This is a genomic window from Neorhizobium sp. T7_12, assembly GCF_002968535.1.
GTDB lineage: Bacteria > Pseudomonadota > Alphaproteobacteria > Rhizobiales > Rhizobiaceae > Neorhizobium > Neorhizobium tomejilense.
On the sequence record NZ_PVBK01000002.1, the window covers coordinates 203,125 to 218,704 of the forward strand.

Annotated in this window: 13 protein-coding genes and 1 tRNA gene; 8 read left to right on the forward strand and 6 right to left on the reverse strand. The window is 62.2% G+C overall.

All coding sequences use genetic code 11. The features are described from left to right. Positions 1-78: 78 nt before the first annotated feature. Positions 79-864 (reverse strand): competence/damage-inducible protein A, encoded by a 786-nt coding sequence (locus C5J26_RS06925; RefSeq protein ID WP_105401114.1) that lies wholly within the window; start codon positions 862-864, stop codon positions 79-81. A 248-nt stretch (positions 865-1,112) separates the two neighbouring features. Between C5J26_RS06925 and wrbA the strand changes: the two genes are divergently transcribed. The 3 genes from wrbA to C5J26_RS06940 all read left to right on the forward strand — a co-directional run bounded on the left by wrbA (position 1,113) and on the right by C5J26_RS06940 (position 2,675). Beyond that, a complete protein-coding gene (gene wrbA / locus C5J26_RS06930) occupies positions 1,113-1,712 on the forward strand; it encodes an NAD(P)H:quinone oxidoreductase type IV (RefSeq protein ID WP_105401115.1) in 600 nt (199 codons plus the stop codon). Positions 1,713-1,870: 158 nt separating this feature from the next. Beyond that, positions 1,871-1,956: transfer RNA gene (locus C5J26_RS06935), tRNA-Leu, on the forward strand. 71 nt (positions 1,957-2,027) lie between these two features. Next, positions 2,028-2,675 carry a metallophosphoesterase family protein gene (locus C5J26_RS06940; RefSeq protein WP_105401116.1) on the forward strand — a complete coding sequence of 216 codons (648 nt, stop codon included), beginning with the start codon at positions 2,028-2,030 and terminating at the stop codon, positions 2,673-2,675. On the opposite strand, the gene C5J26_RS06945 is transcribed toward C5J26_RS06940, so the two are convergent. Further along, entirely contained in the window at positions 2,672-4,126 is a 1,455-nt protein-coding gene (locus tag C5J26_RS06945; RefSeq protein ID WP_105401117.1) for a TrkH family potassium uptake protein, read from the reverse strand. The two genes, C5J26_RS06940 and C5J26_RS06945, sit on opposite strands and share 4 nt — an antisense overlap. A gap of 167 nt (positions 4,127-4,293) precedes the next feature. On the opposite strand from C5J26_RS06945, the gene ilvA reads away from it, so the two are divergent. Beyond that, positions 4,294-5,508 (forward strand): threonine ammonia-lyase, encoded by a 1,215-nt coding sequence (gene ilvA / locus C5J26_RS06950; protein ID WP_371681902.1) that lies wholly within the window; start codon positions 4,294-4,296, stop codon positions 5,506-5,508. On the opposite strand, the gene C5J26_RS06955 is transcribed toward ilvA, so the two are convergent. After that, positions 5,501-6,493 (reverse strand): carboxylesterase, encoded by a 993-nt coding sequence (locus C5J26_RS06955; protein ID WP_105401119.1) that lies wholly within the window; start codon positions 6,491-6,493, stop codon positions 5,501-5,503. The genes ilvA and C5J26_RS06955 overlap by 8 nt on opposite strands. Positions 6,494-6,572: 79 nt before the next feature. Further along, positions 6,573-7,586: a glycerophosphodiester phosphodiesterase family protein gene (locus C5J26_RS06960; protein WP_105401120.1), complete on the reverse strand. Its 1,014-nt coding sequence runs from the start codon at positions 7,584-7,586 to the stop codon at positions 6,573-6,575. 104 nt (positions 7,587-7,690) lie between these two features. Here C5J26_RS06960 and C5J26_RS06965 point away from each other — a divergent pair, with 104 nt between their 5' ends. The 3 genes from C5J26_RS06965 (at position 7,691) to C5J26_RS06975 (ending at position 12,704) form a co-directional block, all read left to right on the forward strand. Beyond that, positions 7,691-8,014: an HlyU family transcriptional regulator gene (locus C5J26_RS06965; RefSeq protein ID WP_105401121.1), complete on the forward strand. Its 324-nt coding sequence runs from the start codon at positions 7,691-7,693 to the stop codon at positions 8,012-8,014. 132 nt (positions 8,015-8,146) lie between these two features. Beyond that, a complete protein-coding gene (gene amt, locus C5J26_RS06970; RefSeq protein WP_105401122.1) occupies positions 8,147-11,335 on the forward strand; it encodes an ammonium transporter in 3,189 nt (1,062 codons plus the stop codon). An 85-nt stretch (positions 11,336-11,420) separates the two neighbouring features. After that, positions 11,421-12,704 carry a diguanylate cyclase gene (locus C5J26_RS06975; protein WP_105401123.1) on the forward strand — a complete coding sequence of 428 codons (1,284 nt, stop codon included), beginning with the start codon at positions 11,421-11,423 and terminating at the stop codon, positions 12,702-12,704. On the opposite strand, the gene C5J26_RS06980 is transcribed toward C5J26_RS06975, so the two are convergent. Continuing rightward, positions 12,701-13,318: an FMN-dependent NADH-azoreductase gene (locus C5J26_RS06980; RefSeq protein WP_105401124.1), complete on the reverse strand. Its 618-nt coding sequence runs from the start codon at positions 13,316-13,318 to the stop codon at positions 12,701-12,703. The two genes, C5J26_RS06975 and C5J26_RS06980, sit on opposite strands and share 4 nt — an antisense overlap. Before the next feature lie 162 nt (positions 13,319-13,480). On the opposite strand from C5J26_RS06980, the gene C5J26_RS06985 reads away from it, so the two are divergent. Further along, complete coding sequence (locus C5J26_RS06985) at positions 13,481-14,449, forward strand: LysR family transcriptional regulator (protein ID WP_105401426.1); 969 nt, start codon at positions 13,481-13,483, stop codon at positions 14,447-14,449. Positions 14,450-14,485: 36 nt separating this feature from the next. On the opposite strand, the gene C5J26_RS06990 is transcribed toward C5J26_RS06985, so the two are convergent. Then, on the reverse strand, positions 14,486-15,514 hold the full coding sequence (locus C5J26_RS06990; protein WP_105401125.1) for a CorA family divalent cation transporter: 1,029 nt from the start codon (positions 15,512-15,514) through the stop codon (positions 14,486-14,488). Between the last annotated feature and the right edge of the window lie 66 nt (positions 15,515-15,580).

A 15,580-nucleotide genomic window follows, 5' to 3' on the forward strand; every position in this document is an offset into this window, starting at 1 on the left:
TCTGATAATTACGTGTGTCGCGCATTGATCCCGGTCAAGGAGTGGTCGCCGACAGCAGGAGAGGCAGAGTGCCGCGGGTCAGGCGTCGGCTGTCGGATTGGTGGCGATCTTGGCCCGGTCGATGCCGGCGATCATCTCCGCCACGGCTTGCGCGGCTGCATCCAGAACCTGCGGATCGCGGGCGCGCACGACGATCTCGGTCGAAAACCGCTGTCCGTCATACTTCGGATAGGAGCCGATGCTGGTCTCTGGATGCGCCTTCTGAACGGCCGACAGAAGCGTGCCGATATCGCCTTCGCCATAGGGGCAGGGCAGCGCCCGCGACAGCATTTTGGCACCCGAGCGCAGCATCGGCAGCACGTTGTCGACCATCGCCTGGAAAACCTGCGGTACGCCGGCCATCACGTAGACATTGCCGATGATGAAGCCAGGCGCGGTCGAGACCGGGTTTGCGATATGCCTCGAACCCTCGGGCATGCGGGCCATGCGCTGGCGGGCTTCGGTGAATTCCATCTCGCGGCGCTTGTACATGTCGGCAAGCAGCTTCATCGCCTCTGGGTCATGTATGCAGGGCACGCCGAAGGCTTTTGAGATCGCGTCGGCCGTGATGTCGTCATGGGTCGGGCCGATGCCCCCCGAAGTAAAGACATAATCGTAACGGCCGCGCAGCGCATTCAGCGCCTCGACGATCGCATCCTCCTCGTCGGCGACGATCCGCACTTCCTTGAGGTCTATGCCTGAAAGCGTCAGCAGATCGGCGAGATGGCCGATATTCTTGTCCTTGGTCCGGCCGGACAAAAGTTCATCGCCGATGGCGAGCATGGCGGCGGTGACGATCGAGGATGGTTGCGACGCTTCAGACATGGATATTCCTCCGTAAGTGCCACACTCCTAGGCCCAATTTTTTCAACGCAGAAGCGATTTTGTCGTGAGGAACACAGAAATTGCGTCTGTCACGAATTTATGATCCGCAAGCGAATTATCGTCTCCAGATGTTGAACAGTGCGTAGACCTCGCAGGGGCTGTCGCCGATTCGTGAAGCCGCTACATGTGGGTCTGGTTCTGGCCGCAGACGGCCTTGTTCACACACCAGACATCGAATGGAGAAGATCATGGCGAAGGTTCTCGTGCTTTATTATTCCGCTTACGGCCACATCGAAAAGATGGCCTATGCCGTTGCGGAAGGCGCGAAGTCGGCAGGCGCCGACGTGACGGTCAAGCGCGTTCCGGAACTGGTCCCGGACGAGGTCGCCAAGACCTCCTACTATAAGATGGACCAGCAGGCTCCGGTCGCGACCGTCGAGGAATTGACCGAATACGACGCCATCATCGTCGGCGCCGGCACCCGCTTCGGCACGGTCGCCTCGCAGATGCGCAATTTCTGGGATCAGACCGGCGGCCTCTGGGCACAGGGCAAGCTGGTCGGCAAGCTCGGCTCGATGTTCACCTCGTCGGCCACCCAGCACGGCGGCCAGGAATCCACCATCCTCGGCTTCATTCCCACCTTCCTGCACCAGGGAATGGCCGTTGCAGGCCTGCCCTATGCCTTTGCCGGCCAGATGGGCACCGAAGAAGTCAAGGGCGGTTCGCCCTACGGCGCCAGCACGATCACCAACGGCGACGGCTCGCGCCAGCCTTCGGAAATCGAACTCGAAGGCGCCAAGTTCCAGGGCGCTCACGTCGCCAAGCTCGCGGCCAAGCTCGCTGGTTGAGCAAACTGCGATAATTTCTGAAGGGCGCGGCGAGAGATCGCTGCGCCCTTTTTGCATTCCGCCCATCCGACCGTCTCGCTTTTTTCGCAACCGGCGAACCGCTTCCGCAATTTCGGTGCTTGACGGCGTCGCGCAAGTTCAAGAAACAGGACGCCCATGCGGACGTGGCGAAACTGGTAGACGCAAGAGACTTAAAATCTCTCGGCCTTTGGTCATGCGGGTTCGATCCCCGCCGTCCGCACCAAGCCTGACCTACCTTGCCTGCAACCGTTTGCGATGAAGACCGTTTGATATCCACTTCGATGGAGGCGTGCTTTGGGCTTTACCTTTGCGATCGGCGATATCCACGGTTGTCTTGCGCAGTTGAAGGAGCTGCTCGGGCGGGTGGAGGGTCATGCGCCCTGCGGGCACGTGGTTTTCATCGGCGACTATATCGATCGCGGGCCGAAGAGCAGGGGCGTGCTCGACCTCGTCATGGCGGGGCCGCGCAAGGAGGGGTGGCGGTGGACGGCGCTGAAGGGCAACCATGAGGACATGATGGTCCGCGCCCACCAGAACCGCGGGCACGACGAAATCCTATGGATCGACAATGGCGGCCGCGAGACGATGGTTTCCTTCGACGGCTATGTGCCGCCGCAGGTGCTGTCATGGTGCGCGCATCGCCCTTTGATCCTTGTCGACCAGCACCGGATTTTCGTGCATGCCGGCGTCGACGAGATGTTGCCGCTCGAGGGGCAGCGGGAGCGCGACCTGATCTGGAAGCGATTTGCAAGCGACGACGACGGCGAATTCTGGGGCCGACATCTCTGCCACGGCCACACGCCGCTTCCCGGCAATCCGCAGACGGTCGGCAACCGCACCAATATCGACAGCGGCTGCGTGTTCGGCGGCGAACTGACCTGCGCCGTCTTCGACGACGACGGACCGGGCGGGCCGGTCGAATTCCTGCGCGTGCCGGGCTAGTGCCGCCAGAAGACCGGCGTCAGCAGGACTAGCACGGTCAGGATTTCGAGACGCCCGAGCAGCATCATCAGCGACAGTAGATAGAGCGCCGGATCGCTGATCGTGGAAAAGTTGCCGACGGGGCCGACGATCGGGCCGATGCCGGGACCGACGTTCGACAGCGCGGTGATGACCGAGGACGTGGCGGTCAGGACGTCGTAGCCGAACAGCGCCATGCCGACGCTGCCGACCACCCAGAGGAAAATGTAGAGGCTGACAAACAGGAAGACTGCACGCTGCGTTTCGGCATCCACCGTCAGGCTGCCGTAACGTACGGGATAGATTGCGTTGGGATAGATGAGCTTGTTCAGCCCGGCGCGGATGACGTTGACCATCACCACGAAACGATAGGCCTTGATGCCGCCGGCCGTCGAGCCGGAGCAGCCGCCCATGAAGGTGGCGAAGAAGGCGACCAGCACCGCGAACGGTCCCCAGAGCGTGTAGTCGTCGCTGGCAAAGCCGCCTGTCGACAGGATCGAGGTCATGTTGAAGAACGAATGGATCAGCGCATCGTGGAGTTCGACGCCATTTCTCAGGTGATGGTAGACCGCAACGGCGATCGAGATGACGCAGAGATAGCCGAGGAAAACCAGGATTTGCGGATCGCGCAGCGTATCCAGCCGGCTACGCACGGCCAGCAGGATCAGCACCGAAAACGGCAGGCTGCAGATCGCCAGGAACACCGTGCCGATCACCAGGATTGCGTTGCTGTCGAAGAAGGCGAAGGACATGTCGTGGGTCGAGAAACCGGCGGTCGCGATCGTTGTCATCGCATGATTGAGCGCATCGAAATGGTCCATGCCGGCAAGATCGTATGCGACGGTGCAGGCAAGCGTCAGCAGCACGTAGACGATCAGGAAGGCCCGGGTGAAACTCGCAAGCCGGGCGAACGGCTTGTCGTTGGTCTCCGACGATTCCAGCTTGAAGATCGAGGCGCCGCCGACTTTCAGGAACGGCAGCACGAACAGGCCGAGGCCGACGATTCCGATGCCGCCGAGCCAGCAGAGCAGCGAGCGCCAGAGCAGGATGCCGGGCGGCATGTTGTCCAGCCCGACGATCACGGTCGAGCCGGTGGTGGTGATGCCCGAAATCGATTCGAACAGCGCCTGCGCAAACGAGAGCTCGTGTTCGGCAAGAAAAAGCGGAATGGCGCCGACCACGGAAAACATCGCCCAGAGGACGTTGACCAGCAGGAAGCCGAGACGCTTGTTGAAGACCGGCGGTGGGCCATGGGTCGCGAGCGCTGCCGCCGCCGCAAGCCCGCCGACCATGAGGCCGGACATCGCGAAAACCTGCCAGTCGCGATGCCCGTAATAAAGGTCCACCATCGCCGGCAGGAACATGGCGAGCGACAGGTAGAGCGCGCAGAGCGCCGTTATGTAGATGACCGACCGAAGAAGATTGGCGTTCAAAAATGGTTGTCCCGAAGTTCGTGGCAACTGAAAGAAGCTTTGTCTCAGCCGTAAGCCTATGGCATAGCGGGACCATTCTTGAAATTCAATGGATGGCCGATGTGACCAAGGCGGGCTTAACCAGGGCAGGCGTGACGAAAGCGGGCGTGGACGAAGCCAGAGTGGCGATGCGGGAGATCTTCCCCGAAACGCCGCTGCAGATGAACGAGCACCTCAGCCGCCGCTACGGCGCCGAAATCTGGCTGAAGCGCGAAGACCTGTCCCCGGTCCGCTCCTACAAGATCCGCGGCGCCTTCAATTTCCTGCGCAAGGCGATTGCCTCGGGCGCCAAGGGCAAGACATTCGTCTGCGCCTCGGCCGGCAATCACGCGCAGGGGTTCGCCTTCGTCTGCCGCCATTTCGAGGTGCCGGGCGTGGTCTTCATGCCGGTGACGACGCCGCAGCAGAAGATCGACAAGACCCGCATGTTCGGCGGCCCTTTCATCACCATCCGGTTGATCGGCGACATTTTCGACCAGTGCTATGCGGCGGCCCGCGCCCACGTGGAAGAGACCGGCGGTGTCATGGTGCCGCCTTTCGACGACGCCGACATCATCGAAGGCCAGGCGACCGTCGCGGCCGAACTGCTCGAACAATTGCCGGACGGCGTAACCCCCGATCTCGTCATCCTGCCGGTCGGCGGCGGCGGGCTTTCCTCGGGCACGACCGGTTACCTGAAAGATATCGTCGTGCGGGACGATTTTCTGTTCACTGAGCCGGAAGGCGCCCCGAGCCTCAAAAAGAGCCTCGAAGCCGGCGAACCGATCACGCTCGCCAAGCTCGACAATTTTGTCGACGGTGCCGCAGTGGCGCGGATCGGCGACCTGAATTTCGAAGCCCTGAAAGGCTTTTCGCCGGATCAGGTTCTGCTGGTGCCGGAAAACGCCATCTGCGTGACGATCACCGAAATGCTCAACGTCGAGGGTGTCGTGCTGGAGCCGGCCGGCGCCCTGTCGATCACCGCGCTCGAGATGCTGGGGCGGGAAAAGCTCGCGGGCAAGACGGTGGTCTGCGTCGTCTCGGGCGGCAATTTCGATTTCGAGCGGCTGCCAGACGTCAAGGAACGCGCCATGCGTTACTCCGGCGTCAAGAAATATTTCGTGCTTCGGCTCGCCCAGCGCCCCGGCGCGCTGCGCGATTTCCTCAACCTTCTGGGACCGGAAGACGATATCGCCCGATTCGAGTATCTGAAGAAATCGGCGCGCAATTTCGGCTCGATCCTGATCGGTATCGAAACCGCAAGGCCGGAGAATTTCGCCAGCCTGCTCGAACGGTTCGATGCGGCCGGCATGGGCTATCAGGATATTACCGAGAACGAGATTCTGGCGAACCTCGTCATCTGAGCGTCGCTTCCAGCCAGGCGACGACGCGGTCAGCAAGCGGTCCAGTGGTCGCCGGAGAGACGATGTCGCCAGCAATCACGTGATTGCCGGGATCGCCGGTCCGGCCGACATCGAAAAGCGCATGAGGCCCGCCCCAGCGGTTGGCGACCTCGCGCACCTTGTCGGGCCGGATGACCTGATCGAGCGAGGAATAGAGGAAGAGGGCCGGCGTCGTGATCCGCTCCACCGGGCTCTCGACCGAGAGTTTTACGAGCGCTGCCATCGGCAGCAGCGCTTTTGTCGGATAGCGGGTCGTCCAGTGGGCGGCGTGGCGGTCGTTATAGGGCGTGAAGCCGCGGTTTTCCCCAAGCAGCAGTTTTGAAAGCTGCGGCGCGACCGGTGTTGTCAGCAGAAATGCGGCAAAGCTGTTGATGCCGTAGTTCGGCGATACGAACACGGCCGCCGAGATGCGCGATGCGATCTTCGGGTCGGCAAGTGCGAGCGTCGCAAGCGAGGCGCCGGTCGAGGTGCCGATGACGACAACGCGATTGCCGAGCGCTTCGCCGATGGCGAGACTTTCCGAAAAATCCGCCAGCCAGTCTTCAAGGCTTGGCTCCCCCATGGCGTTGCCGCTGCGGCCGTGGCCGGCGAGGCGGGTGAAATAGAGATTGGCACCGAACGCTGCCGCGACGCGGTCGGGCAGGGGGCGTATCTCCTCGGCCGACGCCGAGAAACCGTGCAGGTAGACGATCGCGAAGGCCGTCTTCGCCTTCGTCGCCGGATCGGCCCAGACCACCCGTTTGGCAGCACCCGGGCGAATGTCGGCGAAGTGGCTTTCGCTCGCGCTGAGATACGCGTCGACATCGGCGCCGAGGCTGGTCTTGTCGAAGGCCGGAAAATCGTCAGCGGGCATGCGCGGGCCGGACATCAGCATCACTCCGAAGGAGGCGATCAGGATCGCGCAGACATAAATGATCGTCCACCATGACAACAATCTCCTCCGCATCCGGCGCTCCCTCCGAACCTAGGGGGATGATAGGCGGGCTTGGTGACGGCGGGAAGTCTATCTGCCGCAGATTAGCGGCCTAACCGCATATCTGCGGCCGGGAGGGCAGGGCACAGAAGCCGCGGCGCTCCACCTCGGGCCGTGTCTTCTCGATCACGTTGGTCCAGACGAGGCCCGGAAAGCCTGAAGGCACCAGATCCCACGCATCCCGGTCGTCTATGCCGGAAGATCCGGCATCGCCAGCCTCGAACGGGCCGATCAGCACGACATCCGACCCGGCCGCCTGCATCCGATTGTAGAAACGCTCCGGCCAGCCCCAGAGCAGGAAGGCAAGATTGGCGGGGACCGAGACCAGGGTATTGCGGCAGGCTTCCGGCACATGGCCGCTCCAGCCGAGCGCCAGGTAGTTGAGGAGGCAGGATTTGGCCGTACGGTTGGAATAGCCGGGAAGGCCACGGACGAGCGCCACCGCTTTTTCGGTCGGCTCGTTTCCGCCATAAACGCCGAACGCCGCCGCCCGCGCGCCGAGGTCAGTCTTGAGAAGCGTTGCCAGAGCTTCGCCTTCCTCCGTGCGGCGGCTCTTGAAGTTGATCAGGAAACGGCCCTCCGGCATGGCGGCAAAGACCTCCGGCAAAGTCGGCATCAGGCCTTTGCCCTGGCCTCGGAACGGAAAGGTCCGGCCGCCATCGGCGGTGTAGCCGTAGCCGATGTCGAGTGTCTTCAAGACCGGCATCGGCGTCTGTTCCGTGACGCCCTTGGCCTCGGTACGGCAATCGAGCGTCCAGTCGTGGAAAACGGCGAACTGCCTGTCCGGCGTCAGATGCACGTCGAGTTCGACCACGTCGGCGCCGGCATCGAAGGCGGCCTTCATGCCTGCCACGGTATTTTCCAGATAGGCATGCGTCGGCGGCAACATCAAGCTCGCCGTGCAGCTGTCGCTCTTGATATCGGTGGCATCGAAAAGCTGGTGCTGCCCGCGATGGGCAATGATCCTGAGCGGAGTTCCCGGGAAGCGGGAGAACAAGGAGGTATTGCCGATCCAAAGCGCGGCGATGGCGGCGAGGAGGAATGCTGCGGCGATCTTCCACTTCATGCGGTCAGGCTCCTGAATCGTGCGGGTGATATGAGACGTTGGATTGTGACTTTTCCTTGGGTATCCTGCTTCCGGCTCGCGCAGGAATATGCTAGGCAGCCGACATGGCTTCGTTTCTGTCCAATATTTTCTCGATGTTCTCCGGCGGCGGCAAATCGGCCGAGGCACCTGCTGCTTCCGCCAAGCCGGTCGAGCATGGCGGCTGCATCATCCATCCGGCGCCGATCCGCGAAGGCTCGCAGTTTCGGCTGGCCGGACGTATCGAGAAGGACGTAGACGGCGAGACCCTGGTGCGCAGTTTCGTCCGCGCCGACGTCTTTACCTCCATGGACGACGCGGTCGAATATACTGTCCGCAAGGCGCAGCAGATCATCGACCAGAATGGTCCCTCGCTGTTTTCGGATGGGGAGAAGTCGCGCTCCGCGTGACATGCGTTCCGCATTGTGATCGCCAAAATTGTGACTCACACTCAAAATTAAAGCATTAGCGATAGCTTGAAGCATCTGTTCCGATGTCTTTTCTGCGGTCGATTTTTAATGCGATCTCGCTGGTCATATTTTATGCTTTTTATCGGCTCCGGGCTTTCCGGCGGCCTTATTCCAGGTTTTGCCTTCGCGGATGATCTTGCGTCGGGCGCCTCACGGCTGGACATGACCTGGGTTCTCGTCGCCGCCGGGCTGGTGATGATGATGCAGGTCGGCTTCCTTCTGCTCGAAGCCGGCATGGTGCGCTCGAAGAACTCGATCAACGTGGCGCAGAAGAACCTTCTCGATTTCGTCTTTGGCGTCGTCGCGTTCGCCGCGGTCGGCTTCATGATCGCCTTCGGCCGTTCGAACGGCTTCCTGTTCGGAACGCAGAGTGAGTTCTATTTCCTGCGTGGTCTCGACAGCTGGCAATCGGCCTTTTTCGTCTTCCAGGTCATGTTCTGCGGCACCGCCGCGACGATCGTGTCGGGCGCCGTCGCCGAGCGCATGAAGCTGGCGGCCTATGTGTTCGGTTCGCTGTTCATGTCGGGGCTGATCTATCCGGTCTTCGTGCACTGGGCCTGGGGCTCGGCGCTGTTCCCGAACGCATCCGCCTTCCTCTCCCAGATGGGGTTCGTCGATTTCGCCGGTTCCACGGTCGTTCATTCGAGCGGGGGCTGGGTGGCGCTGGCGGCCTGCATGATTATCGGCCCGCGCATCGGCAAGTTCGATGCCGACGGCACGCCGGTCAGGATCGCCGGCCATAGCCCTGTTCTCTCGACCACCGGCGCGCTGCTGCTCTTCATCGGTTGGATCGGCTTCAACGGCGGTTCGACGCTCGGCGTTACCGACCAGGTGGCGCCGATCATCATGAACACGGTGCTGGCCGGCGGCATGGGCACCTGCGTCGGTTATGTCATAGGCTTCTACCAGGACGGCGTCATCCTCCCGGAAAAATCGAATTCCGGCATGCTCGGCGGGCTCGTTGCGGTCACCGCCGGCTGCCATATCCTCGATCCGGCAAGCGCGCTGATGGTCGGGGCGATCGGCGGCGCGGTGGCGATCTTCGGCAACGCCTTCATCGAGAGAACGCTCAAGATCGACGATGCTGTCGGCGCGATTGGCGTGCATGCCTTTGCCGGCGTCACCGGAACCCTGCTTCTGGCGCTCCTCGCGCCGGTCGATCAGCTTCCGGCCGGCGGCAGGCTGGCGCAGCTGCATGTGCAGCTGGTCGGCGTCGGCGTCAATTTCTACTGGTCCTTCGGTCTCGGCTACGCCTTTTTCTGGGTGGTCGACCGGCTGATGCACATCCGCGTTTCGGCGAAGGACGAAGAGGAAGGGCTGAACCTTGCCGAACACGCGACCCGCCTCGGCGTCGGCCACGTGGAGGATGCGCTGACCGATCTTCTCGGCGGCAAGGCCGACCTGCGCAAGCGCCTTCCCATGGTCAAGGGCGACGAGGCGGAAAAGCTGACGGGCCTCTTCAACCGGCTGATGGACAATGTCGAGCAGGAGGAGCGCAGCCGCGGAGAGCTGATCGAGCTCCGGCGCGACAACGAGGAATCAGAGCGCGTCGCAGCGCTGGCGAACGCCACGTTCGAGGCGATCCTGATCCACCGGGGCGGGGTCATCGTCGACGGCAACGAACAGCTCGGCAAGATGATCGGCCTGCCGCTCGTCGAGATCATCGGCCGTTCCGCGTTCGATTTCCTGCATGACGGCGAGACGATCCGCGTCGTCGACATGATGCAACTCAACGACGACAACAGCCACGAGATCCGCGTCAGGCTTGCGAACGGCGAGGAGATTCCCGTAGAGGCGCGCGGTCGCGACATCCTCTACCGCGGCGAGAAGGCCCGTATCGGCTGCCTCGTCGACCTCCGGGAGCGCAAGCTGGCGGAGAGCCGCATGCGCTACCTCGCCCTCCACGATCCGCTGACCGGGCTGCCGAACCGTGTACTGTTTTCCGAGCGGCTGACCGAACTGGTGGACGCGGCTGGAAACGGCAAGGGATGCGGCGTGCTGATGGTCGATCTCGACCGCTTCAAGGACATCAACGACATCCATGGCCACCAGGCGGGCGACGCGGTGATCCGAGAAACCGCCGTCCGGCTTGCGGCCGAGGCAGGTCCGGACAACATCGTCGCCCGGCTCGGTGGAGACGAGTTCGCCGTCGTCATCGCCCATACGTCCGATACCGATGAACTGGAGAAATTCGGCGATCGGCTGCTCGCCGCGATGGCCTACCCGATCGATATCGGCCACGGCGAGCAGGTCAATGTCAGCGTCAGCATCGGCGTTGCGCTCTGCCCCGAACATGCGGGGGACATGGACGCGCTGATCGGCTGCGCCGACGTTGCGCTTTATCATGCCAAGAATGCCGGCCGGAACGCCTGTCGCATGTTCAAGCAGGGTATGAACGAACTGATCGAAAAGCGCCGGGCGCTGGAAGGCGATCTGGAAATCGCCCTGCAGCGGGGCGAGTTCGAACTCTACCTGCAGCCGCGCGTCGAGGCCGAAAGCGGCCTCATTATCGGCCACGAGGCGCTGCTGCGCTGGTTCCATCCGAAGCGCGGCATGATCAGCCCGGGCGATTTCATTCCGGTCGCCGAAGCCTCCGGCAAGATCATCCGGCTCGGCGCCTGGGTGCTCGCCGAGGCCTGCAGAATACTCGACGACCTCGACGGCCATATCAGCGTCAACGTCAGCCCGCTGCAGTTTCGCCACGCGGATTTCGTCGCCGATCTTGCCGACTTGCTGAAGCGCACCGGCGCCGATCCGCACCGGATCGAGCTCGAGATCACCGAAAGCGTGCTGATCGAGGACGACAAGCGCGCCGTGCAGATCCTCAACGATCTGAAGCGCATGGGCTTCCATATCGCGCTCGACGATTTCGGCACGGGATATTCGTCGCTGAGCTATCTCAGCCGCTACCCGTTCGACACGATCAAGATCGACCGCAGCTTCGTCAACAACCTGAACCTGGTCGACAATGCGCAGATCATCGTCCGCACGATCATCGACCTCGGCACCGGCCTTGGCATGAAGATCGTCGCCGAAGGCGTCGAGACGACCGAGCAGGCGCTGTTCCTTGCGCATGCAGGCTGCGACGAGCTGCAGGGTTATCTTCTCGGCAGGCCCCGGAAAGTCAGCGAGATCACGCGCGAAATCGATCCGGCCATCGCCACTCAGCTCCGTAACGTGCCAAAGAAGCTGCCGGAGATCCAGGATTACCCCACGTTCGAAGGGGAAACCCACCAGCCGTTGTTGCATAGTCATGCATAATGGCCATACTCCGCACGGGTTGAAGCACGTAAAACGATAGCCGTTACAGCGGTATAGCGTCTGCAGGGGGTGAAAGCGGATCGAAATGCAGGTGTTCAATCTCGCCCTCTTTCTTCTCGAAGCGGTGTTCTATTTCGCGGTCATGACCGCCTTCCTGCATTTCCGCCGCCATCTCGGCCTTGGCATATTTCTTGCGGCACTCGGCGTCATGCATTTCATGGAGACCTATCTTGCGGCGGTCTTCTACATCGAACTTCCGTTCGGCACCGTTTCACCAGGCTCGTCGGTGTTTTTTGCCGGGAAGCTGATGATGATCCTGCTCCTTTACCTGAAGGAGGATGCGGCAGTCGTCCGCCAGCCGATCTACGGGCTTTTTCTCGGCAATCTCCTGACCGTCGGCATCGCTCAGATTCTCCAGGCGCATGAGGTCGTGGCACTGCCGGGCGGCCGCGCCGCAGACATGGTGTTCCTGAGCGAGATGGGCTGGCTGATGGTGTGGGGCACGGCGCTGCTCTATGTCGACGCGATCGGCATCATCCTGCTCTACGAACGGCTGGGGCGGGTGCTGCGCGGCAATGTGGTGCTGCGTTTCGCGATCAGCGGCGCGGCTGTCCTGACCTTCGACCAGATCGGCTTTTATTCGGCGCTGAACATCCTCTTCGGTGCGCCGCCTTCGGTCTTCTTCGGTGGGTGGTATGCCAAGCTGCTGTCCGTGGTGCTCTATTCGCTGCTGTTTGCCGTCTATCTCAAGATCGAGCAGATCCCGCGGCTCGCCAGATCGACGCGCGAGATCACCGATATCTTCAACGACCTGACGTTTCGCGAGCGCTATCAGGCCCTGCTTGCCAAGAGCGGGGTCGACGGGCTGACCGGCCTTTTCGACCGCGGGCGCCTGGAGGCAGACGTTCCGAAGCTCATTCACCGCTGTCTCGATCGTGGAAACGGGCTCAGCCTCATCATCGTCGATGCGGATCATTTCAAGCAGGTCAACGACCTCTTCGGCCATCTGAAGGGTGACGAGGTGCTGAAGGAAATTGCGCTATGTCTGCAGGCGGGCTCGCGCCCGAGCGACCATCTTTCCCGTTTCGGCGGCGAGGAGTTTGTGCTGATCCTGCCCGATACCGATCACGACGGCGCCCTGACGATCGCAGAACGTCTGCGCATTGCGATCTGCCGATCGGTCATACGTCCTGACGGCCAATGCGTGACTGTCTCGATCGGCGTGGCCACGGCTCCGGAAGACGGACACGCGCTCGATGCGATACTCGGGCGCGCCGACGAGCGGCTCTACCGCGCAAAAAAAGACGGCCGGGACAATGTCCACGGCCGTCTTGGCAGGCTCGTCCCGTCAGGCGCAGGGACGGCTTAAGCGGCGAGAGCGAGCTGCCGGTTGCGCTGCTGGGCGCTGGCGATCGCCTTTTCAGCAGCTTCGGGGCCGAAGGCGAGGCCTTCGACATAGATGACTTCCACATCGGTCATGCCCAGGAAGCCGAGGATGGTCGTGAGGTACGGGACGGCATGGTTCATGCCGGTGGCCGGGCCTTCGGAATAGACGCCGCCGGAGGCGAGCACGATATAGATCTTCTTACCCTTGGCGAGGCCTTCCGGGCCTTCAGCCGTATAGCGGAACGTCTGGCCAGCGCGGGCAATGTTGTCGATCCAGCTCTTCAGCGTCGAATAAATGTTGAAGTTGATGAGGCCGGTGGCGATGACCACGGTATCGGCAGCCATCAGTTCGGCGACCAGCTTGTCGGAATAGTCGGCGGCGGCAGCTTCTGCCGGGGTGCGGTCAGCCGCAGGCTTGCGGATGGCGGACGTTGTGACGCTGTCGAGATGCGGGATCGGATTGGCACCGAGATCGCGATGGACGACCGACGTACCATTGTCGCGGGCGCTCAGTTCGTTGGCAAGGTCATGGGCGACCTTGCTGGAGAGCGAGTCGTCGCCGCGCGGGCTGGAAGTGACGAGGAGGATCGAGGACATGCTTCTTTTCCTTATCTGGAGATCTTATCTGCGGTCTTGGGCCTGCAGAAGGATTGGGGAGCGGGTAGATCCGCCGTGTTCGAGAGAATAGATAGGCGTGGACGCCCATCGATAAAACTGAGATAATATCGAAGCTATCTATCGAAAATCTGGATGACGACCATGGATGCCAATCCCACACTCGATCAGTTGCAGGTGTTTCTGGCGGTTGCCGAAACGGGCAGCTTTTCCGCAGCTTCGCGGGTGCTGAACCGGGCGCAATCGGTGGTCAGCTATACGATCGGCAATCTTGAAGCCCAGCTGGAAGTGACGCTTTTCGAGCGCAGCGGCGCCCGCCAGCCCAAGTTGACCGAAGCGGGCAAGGCGCTGCTGACGGACGCCCGGCGCATTGTCGCCGACCTCCAGGTGATGCGCGCCCGGGCCAAGAGCATCAAGCAGGGGCTGGAGGCAGAACTGTCGGTGGCGCTGAGCGTGATGGTTCCGTCGGATGCCGTCGTGACGGAGCTGCGCGAGTTCCGGGAGAGGTTCCCGAGCGTGGCGCTCAATCTCAATATCGGCGAGCTCGGCATGGTCATGGAGATGGTCATTTCCGGGAAGGCCGATATCGGCATCGGCGGATCGATCCTTCGGCAGGAGGATTCGGTGGTGATGGAGAAGATCGGCTACTCCTTCATGATCCCGGTCGCCGCTGCCGAACATCCGCTTGCAAAACTCGGTCGGCCCCTGACGCTCGCGGACGTGCGCGAAGAAGTCCAGATGGTCGTCACGGATACATCCGGCCTGACCAAGGGCCGCGATTTCAATGTCCTGTCCTACAAGACATGGCGCGTCAGCGACATCGCCACAAAACACCAACTGATCAAGGGTGGTCTTGGCTGGGGCGGCCTGCCGGCTTCGGTCGCCGGACGGGACATCATGGACGGAACCCTCGTGGCGCTCGATCTCGAAGCCTATGAGCAGAGCCAATACCCGCTCTATGCCATGCGAAAGGCAGCAAACCCGCTGGGACCTGCGGGCCGGTGGCTGGTCGAGGCCATGGAGCGCCGCCTTTCGAGCTGCCCGAGCCATGACGACTTCAAGCAGATGCTCGGTATGGAACCTCGGGAAGGGATTCCTCAAGCCGCCGAATAGGCGAAGCGGTTCCGGCCGTGCGCATCGACGCGGGGCTCAAAGCCACTCGATGCGCTTGAGGATCCACAGCGTGCTGGCGGAAATGACGATGACCAGCGCAACGATGAGCAGGAAAGCCCAGGTCTCGCCGACGCCGGGAATGCCGCCGACATTCATGCCGAAGAGGCCGGCGACGACGCTCGGGGGCAGGAGAAGGGCCGCCAGCGCGGCAAGCCGGTTGGAATTGCGCGCGATCCGCTCGCCGATGACCGTGGAAAGGTCGTCATGAAGGATGCCGGTGCGGTCGCGGATCGCGTCGAGATATTCGATGAACCGCATCAGTTTGTCGATGACCTCGCGAAATCGGAGCTTGTCCCGCTCTCTGAGCCATGGCGCGTCGTCATGCTCGATCCTGTTGAGCGCGTCGCGCTGTGGCGCGAGATAGCGGCGTAGCTGCACGGAGCGGCGACGCAGCAGCTTGAGCCTCTGGCGGACCTCGCTCGCTTCCCCCTTGAAAATCAGCTCGTCGAGTTCGTCGACCTCTTCGTCCATGTCGTCGAGCACCGGCTCCAGATCGCGGACGAGCTTGTCGCTGACGAGGGCCAGCAGTTCTCCCGCCTGCCGGGGACCCTTGCCGTTGTCGAGCGCCCGCCGGATGTCGCGTAGTGCCGTGATATAGTGGCCGCTGTCGCGCAATGTCACCAGCCGGTGTTCGTCCACCCAGATATGCAGGGGGACGAGGTCGATCTCGTCGGAGTTCTTTTCTGCTTCTTCCGGCGGAGCGGCGCAGACACCGCGCAGGATGATCAGCAGCCCGTCGTCCAGAGGCTCGACGCGCGGGCGGGAATCCTCTGCAAGAAGAGCCTCCGCCACCAGCGGATCGAAGCCGCCATTGGTGTTTATCCATTCCGCCGTTGCCGGATGATCGCGCTCGAAATGCAGCCAGACGAGACCGTCTCCCGGCTTCCAGTTGCAGGCCTCGGCCATGTTCATCGTCCTGCAGCCGCCGTGCCCGTCGAGGACAAGGGCGAAGCGCAGGCCGGGCTCGTCTCCGTAGCTTACCGCGGTCTTTGCCTTTTCGAGCATCCGTGCGCGTCCTCCCCGCCGATTTCGGATCGATTCTACCAGCAAATACCATGCCCGCGAAGGGTA

What these genes read in the sequence shown, in the direction of transcription:
- C5J26_RS06925 (WP_105401114.1), bottom strand. Translation starts at nt 864, where the DNA reads ATGTCTGAAGCGTCGCAACCATCCTCGATCGTCACCGCCGCCATGCTC.
- wrbA (WP_105401115.1), top strand. Translation starts at nt 1,113, where the DNA reads ATGGCGAAGGTTCTCGTGCTTTATTATTCCGCTTACGGCCACATCGAA.
- ilvA (WP_371681902.1), top strand. Translation starts at nt 4,294, where the DNA reads ATGCGGGAGATCTTCCCCGAAACGCCGCTGCAGATGAACGAGCACCTC.
- C5J26_RS06955 (WP_105401119.1), bottom strand. Translation starts at nt 6,493, where the DNA reads ATGCGGAGGAGATTGTTGTCATGGTGGACGATCATTTATGTCTGCGCG.
- C5J26_RS06960 (WP_105401120.1), bottom strand. Translation starts at nt 7,586, where the DNA reads ATGAAGTGGAAGATCGCCGCAGCATTCCTCCTCGCCGCCATCGCCGCG.
- C5J26_RS06965 (WP_105401121.1), top strand. Translation starts at nt 7,691, where the DNA reads ATGGCTTCGTTTCTGTCCAATATTTTCTCGATGTTCTCCGGCGGCGGC.
- amt (WP_105401122.1), top strand. Translation starts at nt 8,147, where the DNA reads ATGCTTTTTATCGGCTCCGGGCTTTCCGGCGGCCTTATTCCAGGTTTT.
- C5J26_RS06975 (WP_105401123.1), top strand. Translation starts at nt 11,421, where the DNA reads ATGCAGGTGTTCAATCTCGCCCTCTTTCTTCTCGAAGCGGTGTTCTAT.
- C5J26_RS06980 (WP_105401124.1), bottom strand. Translation starts at nt 13,318, where the DNA reads ATGTCCTCGATCCTCCTCGTCACTTCCAGCCCGCGCGGCGACGACTCG.
- C5J26_RS06985 (WP_105401426.1), top strand. Translation starts at nt 13,481, where the DNA reads ATGGATGCCAATCCCACACTCGATCAGTTGCAGGTGTTTCTGGCGGTT.
- C5J26_RS06990 (WP_105401125.1), bottom strand. Translation starts at nt 15,514, where the DNA reads ATGCTCGAAAAGGCAAAGACCGCGGTAAGCTACGGAGACGAGCCCGGC.